Here is a 25,999-nt window from a genome sequence, read left to right on the forward strand (position 1 = left end):
CGGCCAACGCCGCAGCAAAGTCCGCCGGACGCCGCACCGTGCCCACGCCGACCACCGCATCCGGCACCTCGGCGGCGATGGCGCGCACCGCCTCCAGCGCCGCGTCGGTGCGCAGGGTGACTTCGATCGCGGGGATGCCGCCGGCAACCAGCGCGCGCGCCAATGGCACCGCGTGGCGCACGTCGTCGACGACCACCACCGGCATCACCGGCGCAAGTTGCAACACGTGTTCGAGTGAAATCACGCCTTCTCTCCGCTGGGGCCATGGGCAAACACGCTGGCACCCGCATCGGCCGGGCCCACGGCGCGACGGAACACCTCGAACAGTTCGCGCCCCAGGCCGACGTGGCTGGCGCTGCGGTCCAGCGTTTCGGGTGCGCGTGCGGCCCATTCGGCCTCGGGCACCTGCACGGACAACGTGCCGTCGCGCGCATCCACCCGCACCACGTCGCCGTCGCGCAGGCGCGCAATCGGCCCGCCACACGCCGCCTCGGGCGTGAGGTGGATCGCCGCGGGCACCTGCCCCGACGCACCGGACATGCGGCCGTCGGTGACCAATGCCACTCGGTGGCCGCGCTTCTGAAGCACGCTCAACGCTGGTGTCAGCTGGTGCAGTTCGGGCATGCCGTTGGCCTGCGGGCCCTGGAAACGCACCACCACCACCACGTCACGGTCCAGGTCGCCGCGCTCGAAGGCCTCGCGCACCTCACGTTGTTCGGTGAACACGCGGCACGGTGCCTCGATCACCCAGCGGTCTTCCGGCACCGCCGATACCTTGATCGCCGCGATGCCGAGCGGACCGCGCAGCACGCGCAGGCCGCCGTCGGCGCGGAACGGCGCATCGGCCGGACGCAGCACCTCGGTGTCGCCGCTGTGCGCGGTGGACGGCGCATAGGTCAACTGGCGCTCCTCGTCGAGACGCGCCTCCACCCGGTAGCGGGCCAAGCCGGGGCCTGCCACGGTTTCCACGTCGCCGTGCAACAGGCCGTGGTCGAGCAGTTCGCCGATCAGGAACGCGAGGCCGCCGGCCGCGTGGAAGTGGTTCACGTCCGCCGAGCCATTGGGGTACACGCGCGCCAGCAGTGGCACCACCGCCGACAGGTCGTCGAAGTCTTCCAGGCGCAGGTCAATGCCCGCCGCCGCCGCGATCGCGATCAGGTGCAGCAGGTGGTTGGTCGAACCTCCCGTGGCGTGCAGGCCGATCACACCGTTCACGATGGAACGCTCGTCGACGATGCGGCCGATGGGCCGGAAGTCCTCGCCCAGCGCGGTGATCTGTGCCGCGCGCTTGGTCGCCGCCGTGGTCAAGGCATTGCGCAGCGACGTGTTGGGATTGACGAAGCTGGCGCCCGGCAGGTGCAGGCCCATCAGTTCCATCAGCATCTGGTTGGAGTTGGCGGTGCCGTAGAACGTGCAGGTGCCCGGCGCGTGATAGCTCTGCGCCTCGGCCTCCAATAGTTCCTCGCGCGTGGCCTTGCCCTCGGCGTAGCGCTGGCGTACGCGCGACTTCTCGTCGTTGGGCAAACCCGAGGTCATCGGCCCGGCCGGAACGAACACCGCGGGCAGGTGGCCAAAGCTCAACGCGCCGATCAACAGCCCCGGCACGATCTTGTCGCACACGCCCAGGTACAGCGCGGCATCGAACATGTCGTGCGACAGCGCCACCGCGGTGGACATGGCGATCACGTCGCGCGAGAACAGCGACAGCTCCATGCCCGCCTGCCCCTGGGTCACGCCGTCGCACATCGCCGGCACGCCACCGGCCACCTGCGCGGTGGCGCCCGCCTCGCGCGCGGCGTTGCGGATCAGGAACGGAAACTGCTCGAACGGCTGGTGCGCCGAGAGCATGTCGTTGTACGCGGTGACGATGCCGAGGTTGGGCGCCACGCCACCACGCAGCAGCGCCTTGTCACTCGGGCTGCAGGCGGCGAAGCCGTGTGCCAGGTTGCCGCACGACAACTGCGCGCGGTGCGTACGCGGGCCAGAGGCGGCATCGATGCGCTCAAGGTACGCGGCGCGGCGGTCGCGGCTGCGCTCGACGATGCGACGCGTGACCTCGGCGATGACAGGGTTCAGCGGGACGGACATGCGGGTTTACTCCAGAAGGCTCATCGCCATGGCACGGCCAGGCCGGCTCAAGGGCACCAGTACAGCGCAGGCGCCGTCGGCGCGCCGGTGACGAAAGCATGCACCGGCAGCGCGGTGCCGGGATTCACGCCGTCGGCCAACGCGTCGGCCAGCACGCGGCGCTTGGCGGCGCCTTCGATGTGCAGGTACAGCGCAGGCGCGGTGAAGATCGCGCTGAGCGTCAAGGTGATGCGCGGTTCCGGCGCGGCCGCGGTGCGGATCGCCAGCACCGGCGCGCGGCCCGCGGGCGACAGTCCGACGTCGCGGCGCACCAGGTCGGGGAACAGCGACGCGATGTGGCCGTCTTCGCCCATGCCCAGCACCGCCACGTCGAGCGGCAGTGCGCGGTGGGCGACGTCGACCATCACCGACTGCAGCGCCGCTTCCGGCGTCTCCACCGGGCGGTACAGCGGCACCAGCTGCGCGGCCGCGGCCACGCCCTGCAGCAGGTGCTCGCGCAGCAGGCGCTCGTTGGAACGCGGGTCGGTGTTGGGCACCCAGCGCTCGTCCACCGGCAGCACGCGCACTTTCGCCCAGTCCAGCGGTTGCCGCGACAGCGCCTGCAGGAAGCGGCGCGGGGTGTTGCCGCCGGCCAGCGCGAGGGTGGCGACGCCGCGCTCGGCAATCGCCCGGCGCAGGTCGGTTGCGACGGTGGTGGCGAGGCCGTCGGCCAGGCCCACGGCGTCGGCGAAGTCACGTGCGCGCACGTGGGGGATGTCGATGACGGGCATGGCGGTGGCTTTCGACAGGGGCATGCGGGTTCGGATGTGGGTGACGTTCGCAGCAGTCCCCGTGGTGGTGGCGCTGCATGCAGTAGCGATGGCGACGTTCATGCAGGAATCTCGTCCGTACTCAACCGGCATCCTCGTGCCACGTGCGTCCATCGCGCTCGATCAGCGCGACGGCGGCGCTCGGGCCCCAGGTGCCAGCGGTGTACGGCTTGGGTGCTTCGTGCGCGGCCTGCCACGCGGCGCGGATCGGGTCGATCCACTGCCACGCCGCCTCGACCTCGTCGCGGCGCATGAACAGCATCTGGTTGCCGCGCACCACGTCGCCCAGCAGGCGCTCGTAGGCATCGGCCTGGCGCCCGCCGAAGGCCTCGGCGAAGCTGAGGTCCATCGGCACGTGGCGCAGGCGCAACCCGCCCGGGCCGGGCACCTTGTTCATCAGCCACAGGGTCACGCCTTCGTCGGGTTGCAGGCGCAGGACCAGTTTGTTCGGCGCCAGGCGCGAACCACCCTCGCCTTCGTCGAAGATCGAATGCGGCACCTTGCGGAAGGTCACCACGATCTCCGACGAGCGCTCGGGCAGGCGCTTGCCGGTGCGCAAGTAGAACGGCACGCCGGCCCAGCGCCAGTTGCGAACCTCCGCCTTGAGCGCGACGAAGGTCTCGGTGTCCGACGCGGCGCCCAGCTCCTCGGCGTACCCCGGCACCGCGCGGCCCTCGGCGGCGCCGGCGCGGTACTGGCCACGCACGGTCAGCTGCGCGGCGTTGTCGGCGGTGATCGGTCGCAGCGCACGCAGCACCTTGAGCTTGGCGTCGCGGATGTCGTCGGCCGACAGCGACGCCGGCGGCTCCATCGCCACCAGGCACAGCAGCTGCAGCAGGTGGTTCTGCACCATGTCGCGCAGTGCGCCGGAGCGGTCGTAGTACGCCGCGCGCCCCTCCACGCCCACCGTCTCGGCGGCGCTGATCTGCACGTGGTCGATGTGCTCGGCCTTCCACAGCGGCTCGAACAGCGCGTTGCCGAAGCGCAGCGCGGTCAGGTTCTGCACCGTTTCCTTACCGAGGTAGTGGTCGATGCGGTAGATCTGGGTCTCGTCGAACACGCGGCCCAGTGCGTCATTGATGGCGTTGGCGCTCTGTCCGTCGTGGCCCAGCGGCTTCTCCACCACCACGCGGGTGCGCGGGTCGATCAGGCCGTGCACATGCAGCCGGTCAGCCACCACCGCGAACAGGTCCGGGCCCACCGCGAGGTAGAACACGCGCACGCGCTCCGCGCCAGCCAGCTCCTCGGCGAACGCCGGCCAGCCGGCGTCGTCGCCCAGGTCGAGGCGGCGGTAGCTGAGCAGGGCGAGGAAGCGGTCCAGCACGTCGGTGCCACGCGGGTCTTCGGCCGCCGCCTTGGCCAGCGCTTCACGCACGCGGGTGCGGTACTCGTCGTCGGTGCGCGCATCGCGGGCGATCGCGACGATGCGGCTGCCGTCGACGATCTGGCCGTCGAGGTAACGGTGGAACAGCGCCGGCAGCAGCTTGCGCAGGGCCAGGTCGCCAGTGCCGCCGAAGATCACCAGGTCGAACGGCGGGAGGGGGGCGACGTGGCCGGCAGGGGTCGGACGCGATACCGGGGAGGAGGCGCTCATGGACGGACTCGGACGGGCATGGACCGACCATACCAGATCGGATACCAGTTAGATACCACTCCGAAAGCCGCATGACGAAACCACGGATGATCAATGACTTGTCGCTCTGTGGCTTGCCGCTACTGGTAAGCCACTGGTATGGTCTTGGCATGGAGCACTACCTCGCCAGCGAGTTCCACCGCCAACAGGCCGCCCGCCGGGCGCCGGCCTACCAGCACCTGCGACGGTCGCTGCGACACGCCATCGAGAATGGCGAACTGCCCGCCGGCCAGGCCCTGCCGGGCGAGCGCGACCTGGGCAAGCAGCTGGGCCTGTCGCGGGTGACGGTGCGCAAGGCCATCGCCGGACTGGTGGCCGACGGGTTGGTGGTGCAGCGCCAAGGCGCCGGCAATTTCGTCGCCGAGCGCATCGTCAAGTCGTTCTCCAAGCTGACCAGCTTCACCGACGATCTGCGCGCGCGTGGGCTGGACCCGCGCTCGCGCTTCCTGGAGCGCGGCGTGGGCGAGGTCACGCCTGAAGAGGCCATGGCGCTCAACCTGTCACCCGGGGCACAAGTGCTGCGCTACTACCGGGTGCGCACCGCCGGCGACCAGGCCTTGGCGCTGGAGCGCACCGTGGTGCCGCAGGCGGTGCTGGCCGATCCCGCGCTGATCGAGAATTCGCTCTACGAGGCCTTCGCCGCGCAGGGCATCCGGCCGGCGCGGGCGCTGCAGCGCCTGCGCGCGATCGCCTTCGATGCCGAACAGGCGCGACTGCTGCAGTTGCCGGAGGGCAGCCCGGGCTTGTTCATCGAGCGCCGCACGTTCCTGGAGGATGGGCGCGTGGTGGAGTTCACCCGCTCGTTCTATCGCGGTGATGCTTACGACTTCGTCGCCGAACTGCACAGCGAGCCGGGCACCTAGGGAGACGGACTCCCGAACGTTGCGTGCAAAAAAGAAAACCCCGCCGAAGCGGGGTTTCCTTGAGGCGTGGACCGCCTTGCGGCGGTCCGGTGCGCGGCAATTAAGCCGGCTGCACCTGGTCGGCCTGCAGGCCCTTCTGGCCCTGGGTCACGACGAAGGTCACCTTCTGGCCTTCCTGCAGGCTCTTGAAGCCCTGGGTCTGGATGGCGCGGAAGTGCACGAACACGTCTTCGCCATTCTCGCGGCTGATGAAGCCGAAGCCCTTGGCGTCGTTGAACCACTTGACGGTGCCGGTTTCACGGTTGGACATCTTTACTTTTCCTTGGAACGTAGTTGAAAGCCGCTTGCGCGGTGTTGGAGCTGGTTGCAAGGAGAAGCGAGTGCAACGATGTAGCGGATCGGTGGATCAACCGCATCGGGCCACGTTTCGGGTGACCCTTGGCGAACACAGCAAGCGCACAGTAGGGCGGCCGCGCCGGAAATGCAACGTTCCGGCCGAGAAGTGGCACTCCCCATTCAGCCAACTGCCCCTCGCCGGGCTCAGTCGCCATCCACCTCCACCCGATTGCGGCCGCCGCGTTTGGCCCGGTACAGCGCGCCGTCCGCGCGGCGCAACAGGCCATCCCGCTCGGCATTCCGGGTGGGAACGAACCCCGCCACGCCCACGCTGACGGTCACTCCCAGCGGCGAGGCGGCCACCGTGGCGCGCAGGGCCTCGGCACGCTGGCGGGCCTGTTCGACGTCGACGCCCGGCAGCAGCAGGGAGAACTCCTCGCCGCCGTAGCGGGCCAGCAGTTCCCGCTCCTCGTCGTGGTGAGCGTGGAGCAACTCGGCCACCTGGCGCAGGGTGTGGTCCCCCTCGAGGTGGCCGTGGTCGTCGTTGAACTTCTTGAAATGGTCCACGTCGATCATCAGCGCCGACAGCGGCTGGCCGTTGGCCACGCAGCGGTTCCACTCGCGGCGCAGGCCGGTTTCCAGCACGCGGCGGTTGGCGATGCCGGTCAACGGGTCCTCGGTGGCCAGTTCGGTCAGCTGGCGGTTGGCGTCTTCCAGCGCAAAAGTGCGCTCGGCGATGCGCTGCTCCAACTCGCGGTTGGTGGCCAGGTATTGCCGGGTGCGCAGGCGGATCAGCGCGAACACCAGGGCGGTGCCGGCCAGCGCCACCGCGAGCAGCCCCAGCAGGCGGGCCCACCAGGTCTCGTACCAGAACGGCAGCACGCGGAAGGCAAGGGTCAGCGGTTCCGCTTCGCGACCGGCGCGGGTGCGGCCCTCCACTTCCACCCGGTACAGCCCGGCGGGCAACGGCCGCACCACCAGCACCGCGTTGTTCCAGCTGCTCCAGTCGGACGAAACGCCGTGCACGCGGTAGCGGAATTGCGCGCCCGACTCCATGCTGACCATTGAGAAGCGCAGGTTGAGGCTGTTACCCGCGGCCACGTCGAGCACCTGGCCGGACCTGGGCACCGGCAACGAGGCACTGGGCAGCGGCTCGGCGGCGACTGCCACGCCCGATGCCGGCGCGGTGCGCGCCCGCCGGGCGCTGATGCTCTCGATGCCCACGCGCAGCGGCTGCCGCACCGAGGTGTGCTCGGTGGGGTCGTACTGCACCAGCCCCTTCCACGTGGAGATGCGCAGTGCGCCGTCGGCGTTGACGCGCAGCATGCCGTAGCCGCCGGCGGTGTCCGGGCTGAGGTGGATCTGGGTCCACGGCCCGTTGCGGCGAGCGCGGTGCCAGAGCTGGCGCGCGGTGTAGGCGTAGGCGCCCATCGGCGTCTCGCGCACGGTCAGCTCCTTGGGGCGATCGACCAGCGAGAACGGCGCCCCGGCGTCGGGCACGAAGCGACGGCCGTCGAAACGGTAGCCCTGCCCGCCCACCACCGTGTGAACACGGCCATCAAGCAGGTAGATGTTGCTGCCTTCCGCAACGTCGGCCGCCAGGCCTTCCGCGCGCCCGAACACCGCCTTGTCCAGCAGGGTGCCGGCGTCCAGGTCCAGACGCCAGCGCTGTGGGTAGCCGCGGGTGTCGCCGAACCACAGTTCGCCACGGGCAGATTCCTCCACGCCCCAGGTGCTGATGCCGTCAGTGGGGAACTGCCGCCACACCACCCAGTGACCGTCGATCTCGCGCAGCAGGTACAAGGCGGGCTCCGAGAATGCGAACACCAGCCCCGGATCGTGCTGCGATTGCAGCAGCGCATACACGCCGCCGTCGATCGTCAGCAGCGGGATGGGCCGCGCGGCTCCACGCCGATACACCAGCAGCCCATCGCGATGGCCGACCAGCAGGTCGCGCGTGGTGGCTACCAGGCTGTTGGCCTCGTAGGTCACCCAGTCCTTGGCTTCGTAGCGATCATTGCCGGCCGCATCGTGCTGCAGTCGCGCGACGCCGCGCGAGGTGGCCAGCCACAATGCACCGTCAAACCATTCGAAATCGAAGATGCGCCCCTTCACGCCCTGGGCACTGCCGATCACCGACCAGGGCGATGGCACGGACAGCCGATGCAGCCCCACCTCGGTGGCGACCCAGAGCCCGTCTTCGCCATCCGTGCCCAGGGCCTGCACGCCATAGCTGCCCAGACGCATGCGCAGGCGCAGCTTCAGGTCGCTGTCGTAGCGGAACAGCTCGCCGCTGTGGGTGCCGACCACCAGGCTGCCGTCGTCGAGCTCCACGGCGGTGTAAGCGCCGGTACCGGCAAACGCCGCTCCACCGTCGCCCATGATCAGGGTGATGCCGTTGCGATCGGCGCGATAAAAGCCATCCACGCCCAGCAGCAGGCGCCAGTCGCGGCGCGGAAACACCTCAGGCAGCCCGCGGTGCGCGAATACGTCCGCGCCGGGCTCGGGCACGAAGCGACCCTCGACAAACCGCGAGAAGCCCTGCCCTTCGACCCGGGCGAAGAGCACGTCGCCATCGACGAAGAAGCCGCGCACCTCGGCCGGCAGCGGCCAGGTGCGTGCACGTTCGCCGCGGTAGGGCAGGAAATGCAGCGCGTGGTCGCTGCGGAAGTACACGCCAGAAGGCGCAGGCAGCACGTCCCACACCACGCCCACCCGGCGCGCCTCGCCCCGCAGCCCTGCGGCATCCAGCAGGTCCCGGTATACCAGGCCGCCGTCACCGTCGGGCTCCATCCAGCCGAAGGTGTCGTAGCTGCCGATGTAGAGACGGCGATCGGCGCCGACCGCAATGGAGCGGACCGCCGAGCGGGTGGGCAGTTCGAACAGGCGCCACGTCTCACCGTCAAAGCGCAGCAGGCCATCGACGTTGCCGACCAGCAGACGGCCATCCGCATCGGTGGAAAGTGCCAGGTGTTGTGGCGATGCGCCGAAATCCTCGGCGGAGAACTGCCGGGTCATGGGCACGCCCGCCAGACCGCCCGGCAGGCCGGACACCAGCGGCGCAGCCGGCGACGCGCAGGCGCCGCCGAACCAGCCCAGCCAGATCAACAGGCACAGCAGCGTGTGCACCAACCGAGTCGACAACGGATGCCCCCTATCACCCCGGGCACCATGGGCCGGGCCAGACCAACGAACAGGGGGAGGCCTCCATGTCCCCATACCCGCCCCCAACGGGAAAGCCCACCCTGACCAAAACGCCGGTTTCGTGCAACTACTGGCTGCACCAGTAGCCGTGGGCAGACGCCCATAAGGTGACAGGCATCACGCTTGGCGCCGGGCCAGCGCGGTCAGGCGACGCCGGCCACTTGGCGCAACGCGCGCGCGAACAACTCGGGCGGCTGCCCGCCCTGGATCAGGTGGCGGTCATTGAGGATCACCGAGGGCACCGCGCGGATGCCGCGCGCCTGGTACACCTGTTCCTGCTCGCGCACCTGCGCCACGAAGGCGTCCGAGGCGAGGATGGCCGCGGCCCCTGCCGCATCCAGTCCCACCGAGGTCGCCACGTCGACCAGCACCGCGCTGTCGGACACATCGCGGCCGTCGGTGAAGTACGCACGCAACAGCGCATGCTTGAGGGCTCGCTGCAGCGCGGGCGACTGCTCGCCCGCCCAGTGCAGCAACCGGTGCGCGTCGAACGTGTTGACCACCCTCCCGCGTCGACCAAAGGTGAAGCCCACGTCGGCACCGCGCTGGCGCAGCACTTCGCGGTTCTGCGCCAACTGCGCCGCATCCAGGCCGTACTTGCGCGCCAGGTGCTCGTCCGCATCCTCGCCTTCGGCCGCCATCTGCGGGTTCAACTCGAAGGGCTGGAAATGCAGGTCCACCTGCACCGCGCCGCTGAGGTCCGCGATGGCCTGTTCCAGGGCGTTGAGCCCCACCGCGCACCACGGACAGGCCACGTCGGAGACAAAGTCGATGCGGACGCTCGGGGGGTCGATCGGGGTAACGGTCATGGCGTGGTCTCGGGTTGCGGCTCGGAGGGGGTTTCGGCGGCCTGCTCCTGCTGCAGCCGCCACATCTGGGCGTAATGGGCGCCGCGCGCCAGCAGTTGCGCGTGGGTGCCGCGTTCGATGATGCGGCCGGCATCCATCACCAGGATTTCGTCCGCGTCCATCACCGTCGACAGGCGGTGCGCGATCACCAGCGTGGTACGGCCCAGCGCGATCCGGTCCAACTCGGCCTGGATCGCCTTCTCCGACTTCGAGTCCAGCGCGGACGTCGCCTCGTCGAAGATCAGCACCGCGGGGTTCTTCAGCAGCGCGCGCGCGATGGCCACGCGTTGCTTCTCGCCACCGGACAGTTTGAGGCCGCGCTCGCCGACCTCGGTGTCGTAGCCATCGGGCAGCGACACGATCAGGTCGTGGATGTGCGCGGCGCGCGCCACCTGCTCGACGTCCTCGCGGGTCGCGTCCGGGCGGCCGTACAGGATGTTGTAGTAGATGGTGTCGTTGAACAGCACCGTGTCCTGCGGAACGATGGCGATCGCGCCGCGCACGCTGCCTTGCGTGTAGTCGCGGATGTCGCGCGCGGTACCCGCATCATCGGTGATGGTGATGCCGCCACTGTCCACGTCGTAGAAGCGATACAGCAGCCGCGCCAGCGTCGATTTGCCGGACCCGGAGTGGCCGACCACCGCCACCGTACCGCCAGGCGGGATCTGGAAGCTGACATCGCGCAGGATCTGCCGGCGCGGATCGTAGCCAAAACCAACATGTTCGAAGGCGACACGCGGGCGGCGGGTGTGCAACGGCAGCGCGCCGTCGCGGTCCTGTACGTCCTGTCGTTCGTCCAGCAGGCCGAACAGGCGCTCCAGATTGGTGAAGGCCTGCTTGATCTCGCGGTACATCATGCCCAGCAGGTTCAGCGGCGCCGACAACTGCAGCAGGAAGGCATTGACCGCGACCAAGTCGCCCACGGTCATGGTGCCGGCCACCACGCCGGCCGCCGCCCGCCACATCATCGCGGTCACGCCCACGGCGACGATGGCGGTCTGGCCGAGGTTGAGCACGGCCAGCGTCTTGCGTGCCATCACCTGCGCCTCTTCCAGGTGCACCAGGTTGGCGTCGTAGCGGCGGGCCTCGTGCTCTTCGTTGCCGAAGTACTTGACCGTCTCGTAATTGAGCAACGAATCCACCGCGCGCTCATTGGCGCGGGTGTCGGCCTCCACCGAAGCCCGGTAGTAGCGCGTGCGCCAGTCGGTGACGGCAAAGGTGAAGGTCGCATACGCCGCCAGCGTCAACAGCACGATCACCGCGAAGCCGGCGTCGTAGGCCACGGTCAGCAGGGTGGTGACCAGCACGACCTCCAGCAGCGTGGGCAGGATGGTGTAGACGGTCCAGTCGAGCAGGTCGGTGATACCGGTTCCACCGCGCTCCACGTCGCGAGCCACGCCGCCGGTGCGGCGCGACAGGTGGAAGCGCAGCGACAGCGCGTGCAGGTGGCGGAACACCTGCAGGGTGACCCGGCGTGACACTCGGGCCATCACCCGTGCGAACACGACCTGGCGCAACTCGGTGAACAGGGTGACCGACACGCGCGAGGCGCCGTAGGCCACCAGCAGTGCCACGGGCAGCACCAGCAGCGATGGCTCCACCCCCAGGCGGTCCACCAGTTGCTTGAGCACCAGCGGCACGGCCAGGTTGGATAGCTTGGCCACCACCACCAGCGCCAGCGCCAGCGCGATGCGTCCGGTGAACGGTTTCAGGAACGGCAGCAATGCGCGCAGTACCTGCCATTCACTGCGGGCGCTGGCCGCCTTGGCGACGGGGACGACATCGGCTGCTGCCGGCGAGGTCTCGTCGGCGGCAGGGGGGGTGGACGGGGTGGTCATGCGCACGATGTTGCGCCCTTTGGCGCCATTTCCAAGGGCCGGCTGCCAAGGAGCAGGCCGGAGACGGGCCTACGGCCGGTGCAACAGCGGATACGGGTTGATCGCAGTGCCCTGCCACCAACGCCTCTCGGGGCCCAACACGAACACCGCGAAGTGCAGGTGCGGCGCCTCCGGGCTGGCATTGCCAGTGCTGCCGACATAACCGATCACGTCACCACTGCGCAGCGCCTGCTTCTCGGCCAGTCCTGGCGCGTATCCCTGCAGGTGCGCGTAGTAGTAGGCATAGCGGCCGGAGGGCTCGAACTGGTACACGGTCAGGCCGCCGGCGTCGCTGGTGAACAGTTTCTCGACCGTACCGTCGGCCACCGCCAGCACCGGAGTGCCGGCCGGAGCCATGATGTCGATGGCCTCGTGGCTGCGACCCTGCGAGCGCGCATCGTTGTAGGTGTCCTGCAACTGGCTGGCCACCACGCCCTGCACGGGGATGAGCAGCGGTTGCAGCGGCGGGCTCGGCGCCACGCTGGGCGACGCAGGGGGCACCGCGGCCGCGATCCGGGCCACGGCGGTCGCGGCACGATTGCCGGCGCTACCAGTTGGGGGCGGTGTCACGGGGCCCGGTGTCGAGGCGCGCGCGACCCGCTGCTCTGGCGACCCCGTGGCCGGCGCTTCGGCCGCGGCCGGAACGGACGTCGGTCCCGGCGCCGCAGGATCGGCCGGGAGGTACGACAGTGTGAAGTACAGCAGGTTCGCCCCGGCGAACAGGCCCGCCAGGAACAAAAGCGCGCCCTTGATCAGCCCAGACTGGAGCCTGTACCCGATCGGCGTCGACAGCCCCGCACGTCGCTCGCCGGTCATTCCTGCAACCTCGCCGGTGTGCCCGCGGCCACGGCGGTGGCCACCTCGCGCGCGCTCCAGTTGGTCAGGCGGATGCAGCCATGCGATTGGGTCTTGCCGATGCGAGACGGCTCCGGCGTGCCATGGATGCCGTAATGCTCCTTCGACAGGTCGATCCAGACCACACCCACCGGGTTGTTGGGGCCGGCCGGAATCTTCGCCTTTGCATGCCCCGGGTCCGCGTCCCAGAAGAGCTCGGGGTTGTAGTGGAAAGTCGGCTCATGCGCGACCCCGTTGATCTTCCATTCGCCCACGGGCAACGGGTCGTGATCGCTGCCGGTGGAAGCAGGAAACTGGGCATAGACCTTGCCGGCAGCGTCGACCAGTGCAACGGTGGACTCGGAACGGTCCACGACCACCGACGCGGCCTTGGGCAGTGGTCCCAGGTCCAGCACGTTGGGCACCACGATCGCCTGCCCCGCCGCGAAGTCAGCGGCCGGATTCAAGCGTCGCAGCAACGCGGGTGCCACGCGGAAGCGCTCGGCCAACGCCTCGGTGACGCTGACATAGCCGAGGCTCTGCAGCTTGGCCTTCTCCATCATGTCCGAAGGCACAGGTGCGAACGGGCCGGCCACGTCGTCCGCCGAAAGCGCGTACATCACGGTGGCCGGCGCGGCGTCGGCTTCGAGCGCGGCCCACGTCGCGGCATTCAGCACGCCATCGTCGGGAAGTCCGCGCGCCCGCTGGAACGCCGCGACCGCGCGACGCGTGTTGGGGCCACTGACGCCGTCGATCTCGCCGGTGGAAAAATGCGCGCGCTCCAGCAACACCTGTGCCCGCAACAGGCTGTCGGCGGCGACGCCCGCTCTGGCATCTGCGGATTCGCGCGTCGGGCTGGGAGTGGGCGGCGCAGGCAGAGTGTCGGCCGTGGTGGTCGATGCCGGCAGCGCGCCGGTCGTCGTGGAAGGCGGGCTCTGCGCATTGGCGTCGTCCTGCTTACCGCCCGCGAATGTGGACGCCGAGGGTGCTGCGGTCCGTGGCGGCGGGGGTGCATCCTCGGAGCGTGCCGTGGGATCGGATTGCGCGGCCACGTACACCGCAACCGGCAGCAGGCCAACGCCCAGCGCCGTTGCCACCACTCGACCCAACACCTTGCCCGATCCACGCATGTGCTTCATGTCCATTGCCATCGTGGCTTGGATGCTGCCGAGAGCGGCGCGGCCAGCACGTGAAAGTCCGGGATGGGCGCGTCACGCATTCATACTTGGTTGGGAAAGCCCCGTTCGAGTCCAGCAAGACGACTGCGGTCACATTCGCCATCGCCTTCCCCAACGCCGGCTGAAGTTCTCGACAACGAAGGGCGACCACCGTCAACAAATGCCGATTCGGCGACGGCCGGGCACTGGTGCGGACGCACGGACCCCGTACCATCGGCTCGAACGGACGACCGCACCCAAGGGGGAACCATGAAACGCCTGTTGCTCGCAGCATCGATCGCCTTCCTGACCGCGGCCTCGACCGCGGCCTTCGCCGGTGGCCCCAAGGGCCATGGCCATGACGGCCACCCGCCGGGCAAGCACAAGGGTTGGCACAAGGAATACCGCCGTGGCGAACACATCGAGCGTGATTACCTCGACAGCCGCTACTACGTGGATTACCACGAGCACCATCTCGCCCCGCCGCCGCGCGGCCACCGTTGGGTGCGCCATCCGGACGGCCGCTACATCCTGGTGGCCGTTGCCACCGGCATCATCGCGGACATCCTGCTGCACCACTGAGTGCGGCGTGGCGCGTGGAAAATGCGGAAGGGCGGCCCTGGGGCCGCCCTTCTCGTTTTTCACCACTCAGTGAGCGATCAGTCGCCCACCCAACGCACCGACAGCGAAACGCTGGCGTTGGCGACGTGCTGGCTCACCACATCCACACCCAATTGCAGGGTGGTCGGGTTCGCGAAGAACCGGTCGGCCTGCCGTTCGCTCAGGCCATAGCCCTCGATCAGCACCCGCCTGGTGACGAAGCCCCCGATGCAGGTGCGCGTGCTGGTGTTTCGCTGCAGCAGCGTTTCGCCGCTATCCAGCAGGGCACTGGTCCATATGCTGGACATGGCAACTTCAATTTTCCCGGCGATGGGCTCCCCGCTGACCGGGTCCACCAGGCCCGGGTCGTTGAAGACGTCATTCACCAACGTCAGCCGGGGGTAGAGCGTCATGCGACCGGTACGGTTGTCCAAGCCGCTGTAGTTGGCAAAACTGACGTTCGCCGTTGGGGTCAACCAGTGGCACAACAGGCTGTTCATGCTGCGGCCCGGCAGCGTCATCGTTGCCACATTGTCAAACTGGGCCAGACGCGAGCCGAATTCCGCCGGATTGACCTCCGCGCAGCGCAGCTCAGCTGGCTCACCGGGCAACGGGTCGCACGAGGTGCGCAACACCAGCGGGGTCGACGACACCAGGCCCAGCCAACGCAGATTGCGTCCAAACGAATCCACGTCCCCCACCTCGAGCGCGCTGCTCTCACGGCGCGACTGGGCAGCAACCTTGGCCTCAAGCGTCGCCTCGGCATGGCCGCTGTCCATCAGCTCGCCAAAGCGCTCGGCCACCGGCACCTGCCCTTCCAGACCTGCATTCTTCTGCGCCATCGCCCAGGCACCCGCTCCCATCGCGACAGTCACGGCTACCGCCAACATCACCTTCCGCATGTGCATCTCCTTGGTTCAGAGGTCCATTTCTACTGCACGGCTTGTGCAGCGGAAGGAGTCTAGCGTCCCCCGGTCTCGGGTAATGAGACGGCCTGACGTGACACTGGTCGCCTCCTCGTCAGGGAGGCCCCGGGGCGGCGCGCGGATTGGGCCCGTCGCGTCGCCCCGGATTTTCGCGGCCCAATCCCTTGCGCGGGCGGCCGGTCGCCCAGTCGGACTCGTCGCGTGGAGCGGGTATCCTGTGCGCCCCCGGGCTGCGGCCCGCGAAGCCCCACGGAGCCCCCGATGAGCGACACCCCTCCCGACCGCCTGTCCAACGACCCGCGCAGCAAGTTCTATGACGCCACCACCCTGGAGCGCGGCATCGGCATCCGCTTCAACGGCGAGGAGCGCACCAACGTCGAGGAGTACTGCGTCAGCGAGGGTTGGATCCGCAGCGCGGTGGGCCGCGCGCTGGACCGCCGTGGCCAGCCGATGACGATCAAGGTCAAGGGCAAGGTCGAGCCGTACTTCCGCGATACCGCCGGCTGATACCGGCACCCGCCACGGGCCGCGGCCTTCGCCCGCGGCTCAGTGCGAAGGCGCGGCGCAGTCCGCGGCGCGGGCGCGCATGATGTCGCGTTCGCGGTCGTTGCGGGTCAGGGCGGCAGCACGTTCGAACTGCGCACGCGCCTCATCCAGGCGACCGAGCTTTGACAGCAGATCGCCGCGTACCGCTGGCAACGCCGCGTATTGCGCCAACACCGGCTCGTCGCGCAATGCATCGGCCAGTGCCAACCCCGCGGCAGGCCCGGCGGCCATGCCCACCGCCACCGCTTGGTTGAGCGCCACGACCGGCGAGGGCATCACCACCAGCAGGCGCGCATAGAGGCCGGCAATGCGCGGCCAATCGGTGGCGTCGGCGTGCAGCGCACGCGCGTGGCATGCCGCAATCGCAGCCTGCAGGGCATAGGGTCCGTCGCCGCCGCCCAGTCCTTCCGCCCGCGCCAGTGCGCGCAGGCCGCGCTGGATCAGCCAGCGATCCCAGCGCGCCCGATCCTGTTCCAGCAACAGCACGGGGGTACCGTCGGCACGGGTACGGGCGCGCATGCGGGAGGCCTGCAGTTCCATGAGGGCCAGCAGACCGTGGGCCTCCGGCTCGGCGGGTGCCAGGCCCACCAGCACGCGCCCCAGGCGCAGTGCCTCCTCACATAGCGCGGGCCGCATCCAGTCGTCGCCGGCGGTGGCCGCGTAGCCTTCGTTGAAGACCAGGTAGACCACCTCCAGCACCGACGACAGCCGCTCGGGCAGGTCGGCCCGGCGCGGCACTTCGAACGGCACCTGCCGCTCGGCCAGCGTGCGCTTGGCGCGCACGATGCGTTGCGCGACGGTGGGCTCGGGCACCAGGAACGCCCGCGCGATTTCTTCGGTGGTCAGGCCGCCCAGCAGCCGCAGCGTCAGCGCGACGCGCGCCTCTCGCGACAGCACCGGATGGCAGGCGGTGAACACCAGCCGCAACAGGTCGTCGCCGATGTCGTCCTGCAGGCGCTCGCTGTCATCCGGCCCGGGCATGTCAGTGCCCTCCAGTTCGTAGGCGATATCGACGTGCTTGTCCTGTTGCAGGCGCAGGTGGCGCAGGCGGTCGATGGCGCGGTTGCGGGCGGTGGTGGTCAGCCACGCACCGGGGTTGTCGGGCACGCCATCGCGCGGCCAGCGCTCCAGTGCCGCCACCAGCGCATCCTGCGCAAGCTCCTCGGCCAGGCCGACGTCCCGCAGCATCCGCGCAAGCGTGGCAACGATGCGCGGCGCCTCCATGCGCCACACGGCTTCGACGGTGCGACGCACCGGATCGGCAGGGTGGGTGTCCATTGCCTGCGATCACACCATTGGGCGCGTTGCGTCGCAAGCGATGCCGATCACGCCACCGGCTTCCCGCCGTTTACATCGGCTTCATGCAGTTGACCATCCACGGCTTGCCAAAGCGGTCGACCAGCATGCCCCAGCGGTGCGCCCAGAACGTTTCCTGGATCGGCATGGTGGCGCTGCCGCCTTCCAGCAGCGCGGCGAACACGCGCTCGGCCTCCTCGGGGGTGTCGACCGCGATGTTGATGACCGTGCCGCCGCCGGCCGGCACGTCGATCTGCGGGCCGTCGGCGCCCATCAGCACCACGCCGCCGCCTTCGATCTGGGTGTGCATGATCCAGTCCTTCTGCCCGGCCTCGCACTGCTCGGCCATCGGCGACTCGCCGTAGGTCATGGCGAAGGCCACCGGCACGCCCAGCGCCTTGGCGTAGAAGTCGAAGGCCTCGCGGCACTGGCCGGTGAACATCATGTAGGGATTGATCTGCATGGTCGTGGTTCCTGGTGGATGGATCAGTTGGACTGGGCGATCTGCATGCGCAGCCGCTCTTCCTGTTCACGCAATTCGGGGGTGAATTCGGCACCGAAATCGTCGGCTTCAAACACGGGACGGATTTCGATCTCGCTGTCGCTGAGCTGAGGGTTGGGGCAGCGCCGCACCCATTCGATGGCCTCCTCCATCGAGCGCACCTGCCATAGCCAGAACCCGGCGATCAGCTCCTTGGTTTCGCTGAACGGGCCGTCGACCACGGTGCGGCGCTCGCCGCTGAACTGGACGCGCACGCCCTTGGACGAGGGGTGCAGGCCCTCGCCGGCCAGCATCACCCCGGCCTTGACCAGTTCCTCGTTGTAACGGCCCATGTCGGCCAGCAACTGTTCACTGGGCATCTGGCCGGCTTCGGACTCGGGGCTGGCCTTCACGATCACCATCACGCGCATCTTCGGTCTCCTGTTCAATCCCCGGCGTGTCCGGGGTTTTCAGGAGTACGACGGACGGGCGCGGGCGGAATCGACATCGACCTGGAAGATTTTTTCGCGGCCGGAGGGCTGCTACCCTGCCCCTTCGCAGGCCACGCAACGGCCCGGCCAAGGACATGCCCATGCAATACCTGCTGCTGGTCTACACCGACCCCGCCCTGATGGACGCGCTGCCGGCCGAGGAGTACGACCGGCGCATGCGCGATTGCTTCGACCACGCCGACGCGCTGTGCGCCGACGGCACCCTGCTCGACTACCGCCAACTGGAGCCGCCGGCCACGGCGCGCGCGGTGCGGATCCGTGGCGGCCGCACCCAGGTGCTGGATGGCCCGTTCGCCGAGACCAAGGAAATCCTGGCCGGCTTCAACCTCATCGAGGCCGACAGCCTGGCGCAGGCGGTGGAGATCGCCTCGCACATCCCGTGGGCGCAGACCGGCTGCATCGAAGTGCGCCCGGTGCGCGACGCGCAGGCCGTGCGGGTACGCGTGGGTGCGTCTACAGCTGCGACTTCAGCGGCAGGATGAAGCGTTCGGCAAACTTCTCCTTGAACGGACGCTGCTGCCAGCGCTCGTAGGTGTAGCGCACCGACGGCTTGAGATCCTGCTCGAACACCTCGGTCATGCGCGTGGCGAAAGTGGCGTCATAGACGTTGAGGCTGGCCTCGTCGTTCAGCCGGAACGAGCGCACGTCGAAGTTGGTCGAGCCCACCGACACCATCAACCCGTCCACGATCAGCAGCTTGTTGTGCATCATCGTCGGCTGGTATTCGTAGATCTCCACATCGGCCAGCAGCAGCTCGCCCCAATGCGCCTTCGATGCCAGGCGCACGGTTTCCGAGTCGATGTGCTTGCCCGGCAGCAGCACGCGGATGCGCACGCCACGATGCCGCGCGGCGATCAGCGCCTTCATGATCAGTTCGTCGGGCACGAAGTAGGCGGCCTGCAGGTCGATGCTGCGCTCGGCGGCGGCAATCGCCATCAGGTACATCAGGTGCATGCTCTCGCTGCCGCCCGCCGGCGAGGCGATGAACAGGTGCGCGTCCATCCCGCCGGCCTGCCCTAGCGGGGGGAAATAGCCGTCGCCATTGAGCACATCGCCGGTCGTCTTGATCCAGTTGTCGTTGAATGCGGCCTGGAACTGCGCCACGGCGGGGCCTTCCAAGCGGAAGTGCATGTCGCGCCAGTGGTCCGGATCCTGTGCGTGCCCGCTCCACTGGTCGGCGATGCCGACGCCGCCGGTAAAACCGACCTTGCCGTCCACCACCAGCAGCTTGCGGTGGGTGCGATTGTTGAGCCTGCCAAGGTTGTACCACTTGAGCGGACGGTAGTGCTTGACCTCCACGCCGGCACGCTCCATCTGCGTGAGCAGGTCGCCCTCCATCTTGATGCTGCCCACCCAGTCCACCACCACATGCACTTTCACCCCGGCACGGGCACGCTCGGACAGCGCGTCGGCAAATTGCTGGCCGATATCACCCGACCAGTAGATGTACGTCTCGAAGGTGATCGTGCGCCGCGCCGACCGGATCGCGTCCAGCATGGCGGGGAAGATCTGCTCGCCGTTCTCCAGGTCGACGATCTGGTTGCCCGGCAGTATCGACGGCCCCAGCAACACCGACATCTCGCGTCGGAACTGCGGATCGGCGACGTTGTAGCGGTGCAGGATGCGGCGTTCGAGCTTCTTTTCCGGCGTGGCGAAGTTCATTGCCAGCACGACGGCGAGCACGGTGACCGCCACGGTGATGAGGATCGTCCACATGCGGCGTCGACTCCAGCGGGGCATGGCGGTGGGTTGTGAGGGTGGAGGCCCGGAGCTTAACGGGGACACTCGCCCCGACCCTTCACGGATCCTCAACGCACGCCCCGCTCCTCGCGCGGTGTCGCACGGCGGTCGCGGAGCAGGGCGCTGCCGACGATGCCCACGCCCAGCGCCGCGGCGAGCAGGAACATCACCAGCGCCAACGCCGGGTAGCCGAACAAGCGGCTTTCGGTTTCCACCCGCATCAACATCACGCTACCCAGGATCAGCGCCGCGGTGATGATGCCGGCACTGATGCGGTTGGCGATCTTCTGCAGGTTCTCCATCAAGCGCGATTCCTCCAGTCCGGTGACGTGTACCTGCAAGCGGTTCTCGGCGAGCAAGCCCAGGATGTTGGAGACCTTGCGCGGCGCGCCGCGTACCAGCGATTGCAGGTCCATCGCCTCCGAGGCCAGGTGGGCCAAGGACAATGACTTGCGCATACGCTCGCGCATGACGTGGTCCAGGTGTTCCTCAACCACGCGCTTGACGTCCAAGTGCGGATCCAGCGCCTGGCTGACCGACTCCAGGTTCAGCAGGGTCTTGCCCAACAGACTCAGCTCCGGCGGCACACGCAGGCCGCTGGCGGTGGCCAACACGGTGACGTCCAGCACCAGCCGCCCTTCGGACTGGCTACTGCGCCCGCTGGCGGCGGCGTAGCGGGCGACGCGCTGGCCCACTTCGCGGATGAAGCGGTCCTCGTCGAAATCCTCCAGGCGTGTGCCCATGGCCACCACTTCCTGCGCCACGTCCTCGCCACGGCCGTCGACGGCGGCGAACAGGAGCTTGAGCAGCTGGTCGCGCCGCCGCGGTGGCACATGCGCCACCATGCCCAGGTCCAGCAGCGCCAGCCGTCCGTCAGTGGTCAGCAGCAGGTTGCCCGGGTGCGGGTCGGCATGGATCTCGCCGTGGATGAACATCTGGTCCAGGTAACCGCGCATCAGCGTACCGGCCAGTTCGCCCAGTGGCTCCTCGGTGCGCCGCAAGCCGCTGACGTCGGTGACCTTGATCCCGTCAACAAGTTCCATGGTCAGCACTTCGCTGCGGGTGAGGTCCCACAACGGGCGAGGCACGAACAGTGTCGGGTAGGACTCCAGGTGTTCGTGGAATCGCTGCAGGTTCTCCGCCTCGGTGCGGTAGTCCAGCTCGCGCAGCAGGGTCTTGCCGAACTCGGAGACCCAGTCGGCAAAGCGCACGCGCCGGCCGAGGTCAGTGAAACGGTCGGCCTTGTCCGCCAGTCCGGCCAACGCCTGCAGGTCGGCATGGATGCCGGCGCTGATGTCTGGACGCTGCACCTTGACCGCAACGCGGCGCCCGTCGCGCAGGGTGGCCGCATGCACCTGTCCGATCGACGCCGCGCCCAGCGGCACTTCATCGAACGCCGTGAAGATCTTGCCCAGGCGCGAGCCCAGCGCGGACTCCACCGTGTCGCGCACCACCCCGAACGGCAACGGCTGCACGTTGTCCTGGATGCGTTGGAGGGCAAGCAGGTAGTCGGCCGGCACCATGTCGGGGCGCGTGGAGAGCGCTTGGCCGATCTTGATGAAGGTGGGACCAAGCGCCTCCAGGTCCGCGACGAAGGCTTCGGGCCCGGTGTCGATGGCGTCGGTGACCGCCGTTTCCGAAGGAAGGTCAAGGCCGCTGAACACGCCCGCGGCGCGGTACTTGAACAGGAAACTGACGATCTGCGCGGTGCGGGCCAAGCCCTCGGGCTGCGAGTCCATGGTGGATCCTCGGGGTTTTGGGGTTTCAGGAGGGCCGAACGGTCCGGGCGGCAGAAACAACGCTGGCCCTCGCAGGGGCCAGCGTCACTTGCAGCAAGGGGCGTCCTGCCCCGCCAGCGATGGCTTAGCGGCCGTCGCGGTCGGCGTCGCCCGGCAGGGCGCGCTCGATGTAGTGCCAGCCGTCACGCACGGCACCCTTGGCTTCGTTCCAGGCCAGACGCGATTCGGCGCGGGACGCATCCCAATCGGTCGCAAGCTTCGCCTCGACGTCCTCGAAGCGCTGGCCGCGATACTTGTCGTAGTTCTGGTAGCCGTACTGGTAGGCCGGCTCGTAGTCGTTCCAGTTACGGTCGGCGTTGTAGTAGGACGCCGTGGTGTAGGTGTTCTGGAAGTGGTCGCGATATTCGGTCGGGTTCACCGCCTCGGCAATCGCACCGCCGGTCTTCGCGCCGGCAATCGCGCCGACCACGGCGCCAACCGCCGTGCCCACCGGGCCGCCGATGGCCGTGCCCGCAACGGCACCCGCAATGGCGCCTGCGCCTGCGCCGGTACCTTCACCGATGCTGTGATCCTTCTTGATGTCAGACATGTCGTTTGCTCCGTGGGATGTGGGGAATACGGCGCGGTGGCCGTGAACCCACCATGGCCGGAGTGCGGTCGATGCCCGGTGAAACAAACGCTATCTCGGCGTGATCGTTCAACTAGCCGCAGGCTAGGTGAGCGGCTCCTTCACCCGGAATGGAGTCGGTGACGGCGTAGTTGCGGTCGGCCATGCACACCCCCCGCCCGGACACTCGCCCTCATCTACATGGCAGGATCTTTGGCTGAAGCAGCTGCAGCCGAGCGGCTCTTTCATCAGCAGCCGCAGGGTTAACCCGACGTCCTGCACACCGATGGCAAACCACGGGGGCATCATGTCCACGGCCGCCTGCCCGTCGGCACTCCCCATCGCCGCGGACGCGGGCTGGCCTTGGTACAGGGGCCCGCCTGACGCAGGACAACGCCATGAACCGCTCGCTATTCCTCGATGCCGTCATCACCAGTGCACTGTTGCTGGCGATCGCCCCGCCCGCACTCGCTGGCGCATCCGACACCAAACCCGACGATGCCGCACTGACGCAGAGCGCCATGCGCGCTGCTCCCGCCAAGGTGGCCGCTGGCGCCACCATCGTGGCCATGGAGGCCGACGGCAGCATGCGCACGCTGCGCACCGGCACCAACGGCTTCACCTGCATGCCCGACAACCCAGCCACGCCTGGCCCGGACTCAATGTGCATGGATGCCAACGCGCTTGCGTGGGCGCATGCATGGATCGGTCATACGGCCCCGCCAGCTGGCAAGGTTGGCTTCATGTACATGCTTGAGGGCGGCACCGACGCGAGCAACACCGATCCTTACGCCACCAAGCCCACCCCGGGCAACCACTGGGTCAAAACGGGCCCCCACGTCATGATCGTAGGTGCCGATCCTGCGTTCTACGCGCTCTATCCGCGCGACGCCGATCCCGATACCGCCGTGCCGTACGTGATGTGGCCCGACACGCCGTACGAGCACCTCATGATCCCGGTGAAATGACGCAGCGGCGTGGGGCTGGCACTCCAGCCTCGTGCCCGTCCGGCGTTCGGCTTGGACGAGACATCGCCTTTGCCATTCCCACGCATTCACCGACGCGACGGAAAGGTCATCGCGACGTGAGCGAGATCGGCTGTTTTTCGCAGGTTTTCCGGCGAATGTTCAGGTGTCGGTTGGAAACTTCAAACGGTGCATCATGCATGCGTCGTTAGCGTCGCGGCATGGACACTTCTTCCGCCCTCCCCAACGCTCGATCCCCGCTGCAGCAAGTGTTGGCCACCGCGTTTCTCGCGATGGCCCTGGCTGCCAGCTTCGCCGCCCGCGCCACGACGCTCGATGCCGATCTTCAGCCGGGCGAGTACCAATGGCGCGCCGATATTCCCGCCGACGGCCCCACCGTGATCGTCGTCAGCCTCCCGGAACAGCGACTGCATGTGTACCGCAACGGCAAGCGCGTCGGCGTGTCCACGGTCAGCAGTGGCAAGCCGGGGAAGGAAACCCCAACCGGCGTGTTTCCTATCCTGCAGAAGCGGCGCGTGCACCGGTCCAACCTCTACAACGATGCCCCGATGCCCTACATGCAGCGCCTGACCTGGGACGGCGTGGCGCTGCACGCTGGCCGCATCCCGGGCTACCCGGCCTCTCACGGGTGCATCCGCCTTCCGAAAGCCTTCGCCCAGCAGCTGTTCGAGCTGACCGAGCGCGACAGCACGCTGGTGGTGGTGGCCGATGATGCAAGCCACGACAGCAGCGTCACGCGACCCGGTGACCACGTGCCGGTCGACGCGTGGACCGGGCAATCGCTGGCGGTGCGCGAACCGCGATCACACGAAGCGGGCGTCGCCTCCATGGGCGCTCATGACTGAACGGGCGCAGACAGACGAACACAGGGTTTCACCCGGTTTTTCCGCGGCCGGCGGCATGCTGGTCGCCCCGCAACGGAGATCAGCCATGCCCACCTGCGATGTGTGCCACAACGACTATGACAAGGCCTTCCAGGTGACCATGGCCGATGGCCGCACGGGCACCTTCGATGCCTTCGAGTGCGCCGTCCATGCGATGGCACCCCGCTGCGCACACTGTCAGTGCATGGTGATCGGCCATGGCGCAGAGCACGATGGCACCGTCTATTGCTGTGCCCATTGCGCCCGGGCGCATGGCGTCACTGGGCTGGACGATCGCGTTTGAGCCACCTGCCGTTCCAGAGGTTTCCAATGCCTGGCCAGATCCAACAGAACCGTCATCGCAGTCGCACCCAGAACGACCCGGAGCTGCATCGCGACACGCAGAAGCTGGGACCCGACCCGGAGAAGGAGCAGGAGGCGCTTGAGCCGCTGTTGCCGGGTCATGCGCCCGAGCCCGATCGTCAGGTCCCCGAAGACTGAGTCGCCCTCAGGGGCTGCCTTCGCGTTCGATCACCAACACCCGCGCCTCGCCGCGCGGACGCGCGCTGTGCTCCACGCCTTCCTCGCCGAAGAACAGGTCGCCGGCCTGCAGGGTGAGCACGGAGTCCACGCGTGACGGCATCGCAATCGGCGCCGCTGACGCGTTGCAGCGGCCGACTACCACTCCGCCAGCCGGCTTTCGTCGCCGCATGCGCGGTTTCGTCGCATCCGCCACCTGACGGGCCGCCGCCGGGGCTATGCTCCGCGGCAATCCCAACGTGGCAGCCAATCCCGTGTTCAAGAGCTTCGCCTTCGTCCTGCGCATCGCCATCGCCTGGTTCGTGGCCGTCATGTTGGCGGTGGTGATCTGGGAGTCACTGCCCGTGCTGGGCGGGCTGGACTGGCTGATCAGTACCGCCGCCACCGTGACCATGGCGCTCGTGGTTGCCGGCGCGCTGTCGCACCTGGGCCGGGTCAGGCTGATCGCCGGGCACATCGACGACGGCGTGCTCGACAACCGCCAGCGCCGCCAGGTCGAAATCCCGCTGGAAGCCGGCGAAGCCTTCGACCTGCTGGAAGCCGCCATCCGCGAGCTGCCGCGCATCGAGCAGGTGGAAAGCGCGCGCGACAGCCTGCAGGTCACCGCCAAGGTCGGTCGTCCGCAGACCTACGGCCACCACCCGTTGGGCAAGTGGAACCCGCTGCTGTGGTTCGGCATTCCGCGCAACCAGATCCTCGCCACGGTCACGCCCAACCCGGCCACCGGCAGCGTCACCCTGATCTGCGAGCCGGAAACGCCGGCATGGACCGACTGGTTCCTGGTCGATGACGGCACCAATTACGAGAACGCCGAAGCCATCACCCGCGCCATCAGCCGCCGCGTCGCCGACTACCGCCGCGGCGAAAAGGCTGCCGTCGCGCAGACGCAGGTGGAAAAGGAACTGACCCAGGCCAAGCTCAGCCTGCTGCACGCACAGGTGGAGCCTCACTTCCTCTACAACACGCTGGCCAATGCGCAACTGCTGACCCGCAGCGACCCGGAGCGCGCCGAACAGATGCTCGGCCACCTGATCCAGTACCTGCGCCGTTCGCTGCCGCGCACCCAGGACACGCCGTCCACGCTGGGCGACGAGCTGGAACGCGCACTGGCCTACCTGGAAATCCTCAAGATCCGCATGGGCCACCGCCTCAACGTGCAGGTCGACGTGCCCGAAGCGCTGCGCGCCACGCCGCTGCCGTCGATGATGCTGCAGACGCTGGTGGAGAACGCCATCAAGCACGGGCTGGAACCGCGCACCGCCGGCGGCACGGTCTGGATCCGCGCGCGCGCCAGCGACGGCACCGTGGCCATCACCGTGGCCGACGACGGCAACGGCTTCAGCACCACCAGCAGCGGCACCGGCATTGGCTTGAAGAACGTCCGCGAGCGGTTGCGCCTGATGTTTGGCAGCGATGCGTCGCTGGCGGTGGTCGCCAACTTCCCGGCCGGCGTGGCCGCCACGCTCAGCGTGCCCGCTGCGCCGGGCGGCGCGCAGGCCGGCTACGGCGCACCG

Annotated in this window: 26 protein-coding genes and 1 pseudogene; 9 read left to right on the forward strand and 18 right to left on the reverse strand. The window is 68.5% G+C overall.

The window, feature by feature from the left end:
- The 4 genes and pseudogenes from N800_RS12845 to zwf all read right to left on the reverse strand — a co-directional run.
- Window positions 1-244, reverse strand: a pseudogene (locus N800_RS12845) (keto-deoxy-phosphogluconate aldolase); the annotation flags it as partial.
- Window positions 241-2,088 (reverse strand): phosphogluconate dehydratase, encoded by a 1,848-nt coding sequence (gene edd, locus N800_RS12850; RefSeq protein WP_036139368.1) that lies wholly within the window; start codon window positions 2,086-2,088, stop codon window positions 241-243. The pseudogene N800_RS12845 and the gene edd, both read right to left, overlap by 4 nt.
- Window positions 2,089-2,135: 47 nt before the next feature.
- A complete protein-coding gene (gene pgl / locus N800_RS12855) occupies window positions 2,136-2,960 on the reverse strand; it encodes a 6-phosphogluconolactonase (protein WP_232227653.1) in 825 nt (274 codons plus the stop codon).
- 19 nt (window positions 2,961-2,979) lie between these two features.
- Window positions 2,980-4,491 (reverse strand): glucose-6-phosphate dehydrogenase, encoded by a 1,512-nt coding sequence (gene zwf, locus N800_RS12860; protein WP_036139370.1) that lies wholly within the window; start codon window positions 4,489-4,491, stop codon window positions 2,980-2,982.
- A 149-nt stretch (window positions 4,492-4,640) separates the two neighbouring features.
- On the opposite strand from zwf, the gene N800_RS12865 reads away from it, so the two are divergent.
- Window positions 4,641-5,393: a GntR family transcriptional regulator gene (locus N800_RS12865; protein WP_036139373.1), complete on the forward strand. Its 753-nt coding sequence runs from the start codon at window positions 4,641-4,643 to the stop codon at window positions 5,391-5,393.
- 100 nt (window positions 5,394-5,493) lie between these two features.
- On the opposite strand, the gene N800_RS12870 is transcribed toward N800_RS12865, so the two are convergent.
- From N800_RS12870 to N800_RS12895, 6 genes are all read right to left on the reverse strand, one after another.
- Entirely contained in the window at window positions 5,494-5,703 is a 210-nt protein-coding gene (locus N800_RS12870; protein ID WP_036139375.1) for a cold-shock protein, read from the reverse strand.
- Between the two features lie 230 nt (window positions 5,704-5,933).
- Window positions 5,934-8,858, reverse strand: coding sequence for a ligand-binding sensor domain-containing diguanylate cyclase (locus N800_RS12875; protein WP_198032551.1), 2,925 nt, complete (start codon window positions 8,856-8,858; stop codon window positions 5,934-5,936).
- 218 nt (window positions 8,859-9,076) lie between these two features.
- The gene (locus N800_RS12880) at window positions 9,077-9,742 is read right to left on the reverse strand and encodes a DsbA family oxidoreductase (RefSeq protein WP_036139380.1); all 666 of its coding nucleotides are present in this window, start codon (window positions 9,740-9,742) and stop codon (window positions 9,077-9,079) included.
- Entirely contained in the window at window positions 9,739-11,619 is a 1,881-nt protein-coding gene (locus N800_RS12885; RefSeq protein WP_052108235.1) for an ABCB family ABC transporter ATP-binding protein/permease, read from the reverse strand. Before N800_RS12885 ends, N800_RS12880 begins: the two co-directional genes overlap by 4 nt.
- Before the next feature lie 69 nt (window positions 11,620-11,688).
- Window positions 11,689-12,411: a M23 family metallopeptidase gene (locus N800_RS12890; RefSeq protein ID WP_425476519.1), complete on the reverse strand. Its 723-nt coding sequence runs from the start codon at window positions 12,409-12,411 to the stop codon at window positions 11,689-11,691.
- Window positions 12,412-12,470: 59 nt separating this feature from the next.
- Window positions 12,471-13,631, reverse strand: coding sequence for a L,D-transpeptidase family protein (locus N800_RS12895; protein WP_332257330.1), 1,161 nt, complete (start codon window positions 13,629-13,631; stop codon window positions 12,471-12,473).
- 288 nt (window positions 13,632-13,919) lie between these two features.
- On the opposite strand from N800_RS12895, the gene N800_RS15445 reads away from it, so the two are divergent.
- A complete protein-coding gene (locus tag N800_RS15445) occupies window positions 13,920-14,231 on the forward strand; it encodes an RcnB family protein (protein ID WP_052108236.1) in 312 nt (103 codons plus the stop codon).
- A gap of 77 nt (window positions 14,232-14,308) precedes the next feature.
- On the opposite strand, the gene N800_RS12905 is transcribed toward N800_RS15445, so the two are convergent.
- A complete protein-coding gene (locus tag N800_RS12905) occupies window positions 14,309-15,091 on the reverse strand; it encodes a hypothetical protein (RefSeq protein ID WP_156962997.1) in 783 nt (260 codons plus the stop codon).
- A 345-nt stretch (window positions 15,092-15,436) separates the two neighbouring features.
- Here N800_RS12905 and N800_RS12910 point away from each other — a divergent pair, with 345 nt between their 5' ends.
- Window positions 15,437-15,682, forward strand: coding sequence for a DUF3297 family protein (locus N800_RS12910; RefSeq protein ID WP_036139386.1), 246 nt, complete (start codon window positions 15,437-15,439; stop codon window positions 15,680-15,682).
- A gap of 39 nt (window positions 15,683-15,721) precedes the next feature.
- Here the strand turns inward: N800_RS12910 and N800_RS12915 are convergent, their stop codons facing one another.
- From N800_RS12915 to N800_RS12925, 3 genes are all read right to left on the reverse strand, one after another.
- Window positions 15,722-16,999 (reverse strand): RNA polymerase sigma factor, encoded by a 1,278-nt coding sequence (locus N800_RS12915; protein WP_036139389.1) that lies wholly within the window; start codon window positions 16,997-16,999, stop codon window positions 15,722-15,724.
- Between the two features lie 70 nt (window positions 17,000-17,069).
- Window positions 17,070-17,480, reverse strand: coding sequence for a VOC family protein (locus N800_RS12920; protein WP_036139393.1), 411 nt, complete (start codon window positions 17,478-17,480; stop codon window positions 17,070-17,072).
- 23 nt (window positions 17,481-17,503) lie between these two features.
- Window positions 17,504-17,929, reverse strand: coding sequence for a YciI family protein (locus N800_RS12925; protein ID WP_036139395.1), 426 nt, complete (start codon window positions 17,927-17,929; stop codon window positions 17,504-17,506).
- A gap of 161 nt (window positions 17,930-18,090) precedes the next feature.
- On the opposite strand from N800_RS12925, the gene N800_RS12930 reads away from it, so the two are divergent.
- Window positions 18,091-18,492, forward strand: a complete 402-nt coding sequence (locus tag N800_RS12930; protein WP_036139397.1) for a YciI family protein — start codon at window positions 18,091-18,093, stop codon at window positions 18,490-18,492.
- Here N800_RS12930 and N800_RS12935 read toward each other — a convergent pair.
- The 3 genes from N800_RS12935 to N800_RS12945 all read right to left on the reverse strand — a co-directional run bounded on the left by N800_RS12935 (window position 18,464) and on the right by N800_RS12945 (window position 22,078).
- Window positions 18,464-19,726 (reverse strand): phospholipase D-like domain-containing protein, encoded by a 1,263-nt coding sequence (locus N800_RS12935; RefSeq protein WP_036139399.1) that lies wholly within the window; start codon window positions 19,724-19,726, stop codon window positions 18,464-18,466. The genes N800_RS12930 and N800_RS12935 overlap by 29 nt on opposite strands.
- 92 nt (window positions 19,727-19,818) lie before the next feature.
- On the reverse strand, window positions 19,819-21,489 hold the full coding sequence (locus N800_RS12940; RefSeq protein ID WP_036139401.1) for an ABC1 kinase family protein: 1,671 nt from the start codon (window positions 21,487-21,489) through the stop codon (window positions 19,819-19,821).
- 124 nt (window positions 21,490-21,613) lie between these two features.
- Window positions 21,614-22,078, reverse strand: coding sequence for a hypothetical protein (locus N800_RS12945; protein ID WP_036139403.1), 465 nt, complete (start codon window positions 22,076-22,078; stop codon window positions 21,614-21,616).
- 416 nt (window positions 22,079-22,494) lie between these two features.
- On the opposite strand from N800_RS12945, the gene N800_RS12950 reads away from it, so the two are divergent.
- The 4 genes from N800_RS12950 to N800_RS15955 all read left to right on the forward strand — a co-directional run bounded on the left by N800_RS12950 (window position 22,495) and on the right by N800_RS15955 (window position 24,446).
- Window positions 22,495-23,064 (forward strand): hypothetical protein, encoded by a 570-nt coding sequence (locus N800_RS12950; RefSeq protein WP_036139405.1) that lies wholly within the window; start codon window positions 22,495-22,497, stop codon window positions 23,062-23,064.
- Between the two features lie 218 nt (window positions 23,065-23,282).
- On the forward strand, window positions 23,283-23,927 hold the full coding sequence (locus N800_RS12955) for a L,D-transpeptidase family protein (protein WP_084087648.1): 645 nt from the start codon (window positions 23,283-23,285) through the stop codon (window positions 23,925-23,927).
- Between the two features lie 85 nt (window positions 23,928-24,012).
- The gene (locus N800_RS12960; RefSeq protein WP_036139407.1) at window positions 24,013-24,249 is read left to right on the forward strand and encodes a hypothetical protein; all 237 of its coding nucleotides are present in this window, start codon (window positions 24,013-24,015) and stop codon (window positions 24,247-24,249) included.
- 26 nt (window positions 24,250-24,275) lie between these two features.
- Window positions 24,276-24,446, forward strand: a complete 171-nt coding sequence (locus N800_RS15955; protein ID WP_156962998.1) for a hypothetical protein — start codon at window positions 24,276-24,278, stop codon at window positions 24,444-24,446.
- Window positions 24,447-24,453: 7 nt separating this feature from the next.
- Here the strand turns inward: N800_RS15955 and N800_RS16140 are convergent, their stop codons facing one another.
- On the reverse strand, window positions 24,454-24,657 hold the full coding sequence (locus N800_RS16140; RefSeq protein ID WP_198032552.1) for a hypothetical protein: 204 nt from the start codon (window positions 24,655-24,657) through the stop codon (window positions 24,454-24,456).
- Between the two features lie 82 nt (window positions 24,658-24,739).
- Between N800_RS16140 and N800_RS12970 the strand changes: the two genes are divergently transcribed.
- Window positions 24,740-25,999 (forward strand): sensor histidine kinase (locus tag N800_RS12970; protein ID WP_052108242.1); only part of this gene is annotated, 1,260 nt, incomplete at its 3' end.

The organism is Lysobacter daejeonensis GH1-9 (assembly GCF_000768355.1).
Taxonomy (GTDB): Bacteria; Pseudomonadota; Gammaproteobacteria; order Xanthomonadales; family Xanthomonadaceae; genus Aerolutibacter; species Aerolutibacter daejeonensis.

What these genes read in the sequence shown, in the direction of transcription:
- edd (WP_036139368.1), bottom strand. Translation starts at nt 2,088, where the DNA reads ATGTCCGTCCCGCTGAACCCTGTCATCGCCGAGGTCACGCGTCGCATC.
- pgl (WP_232227653.1), bottom strand. Translation starts at nt 2,960, where the DNA reads ATGAACGTCGCCATCGCTACTGCATGCAGCGCCACCACCACGGGGACT.
- zwf (WP_036139370.1), bottom strand. Translation starts at nt 4,491, where the DNA reads ATGAGCGCCTCCTCCCCGGTATCGCGTCCGACCCCTGCCGGCCACGTC.
- N800_RS12865 (WP_036139373.1), top strand. Translation starts at nt 4,641, where the DNA reads ATGGAGCACTACCTCGCCAGCGAGTTCCACCGCCAACAGGCCGCCCGC.
- N800_RS12870 (WP_036139375.1), bottom strand. Translation starts at nt 5,703, where the DNA reads ATGTCCAACCGTGAAACCGGCACCGTCAAGTGGTTCAACGACGCCAAG.
- N800_RS12880 (WP_036139380.1), bottom strand. Translation starts at nt 9,742, where the DNA reads ATGACCGTTACCCCGATCGACCCCCCGAGCGTCCGCATCGACTTTGTC.
- N800_RS12885 (WP_052108235.1), bottom strand. Translation starts at nt 11,619, where the DNA reads ATGACCACCCCGTCCACCCCCCCTGCCGCCGACGAGACCTCGCCGGCA.
- N800_RS12895 (WP_332257330.1), bottom strand. Translation starts at nt 13,631, where the DNA reads ATGAAGCACATGCGTGGATCGGGCAAGGTGTTGGGTCGAGTGGTGGCA.
- N800_RS15445 (WP_052108236.1), top strand. Translation starts at nt 13,920, where the DNA reads ATGAAACGCCTGTTGCTCGCAGCATCGATCGCCTTCCTGACCGCGGCC.
- N800_RS12905 (WP_156962997.1), bottom strand. Translation starts at nt 15,091, where the DNA reads ATGGCGCAGAAGAATGCAGGTCTGGAAGGGCAGGTGCCGGTGGCCGAG.
- N800_RS12910 (WP_036139386.1), top strand. Translation starts at nt 15,437, where the DNA reads ATGAGCGACACCCCTCCCGACCGCCTGTCCAACGACCCGCGCAGCAAG.
- N800_RS12915 (WP_036139389.1), bottom strand. Translation starts at nt 16,999, where the DNA reads ATGGACACCCACCCTGCCGATCCGGTGCGTCGCACCGTCGAAGCCGTG.
- N800_RS12920 (WP_036139393.1), bottom strand. Translation starts at nt 17,480, where the DNA reads ATGCAGATCAATCCCTACATGATGTTCACCGGCCAGTGCCGCGAGGCC.
- N800_RS12925 (WP_036139395.1), bottom strand. Translation starts at nt 17,929, where the DNA reads ATGCGCGTGATGGTGATCGTGAAGGCCAGCCCCGAGTCCGAAGCCGGC.
- N800_RS12930 (WP_036139397.1), top strand. Translation starts at nt 18,091, where the DNA reads ATGCAATACCTGCTGCTGGTCTACACCGACCCCGCCCTGATGGACGCG.
- N800_RS12935 (WP_036139399.1), bottom strand. Translation starts at nt 19,726, where the DNA reads ATGTGGACGATCCTCATCACCGTGGCGGTCACCGTGCTCGCCGTCGTG.
- N800_RS12940 (WP_036139401.1), bottom strand. Translation starts at nt 21,489, where the DNA reads ATGGACTCGCAGCCCGAGGGCTTGGCCCGCACCGCGCAGATCGTCAGT.
- N800_RS12945 (WP_036139403.1), bottom strand. Translation starts at nt 22,078, where the DNA reads ATGTCTGACATCAAGAAGGATCACAGCATCGGTGAAGGTACCGGCGCA.
- N800_RS12950 (WP_036139405.1), top strand. Translation starts at nt 22,495, where the DNA reads ATGAACCGCTCGCTATTCCTCGATGCCGTCATCACCAGTGCACTGTTG.
- N800_RS12955 (WP_084087648.1), top strand. Translation starts at nt 23,283, where the DNA reads ATGGACACTTCTTCCGCCCTCCCCAACGCTCGATCCCCGCTGCAGCAA.
- N800_RS12960 (WP_036139407.1), top strand. Translation starts at nt 24,013, where the DNA reads ATGCCCACCTGCGATGTGTGCCACAACGACTATGACAAGGCCTTCCAG.
- N800_RS15955 (WP_156962998.1), top strand. Translation starts at nt 24,276, where the DNA reads ATGCCTGGCCAGATCCAACAGAACCGTCATCGCAGTCGCACCCAGAAC.
- N800_RS16140 (WP_198032552.1), bottom strand. Translation starts at nt 24,657, where the DNA reads ATGCGGCGACGAAAGCCGGCTGGCGGAGTGGTAGTCGGCCGCTGCAAC.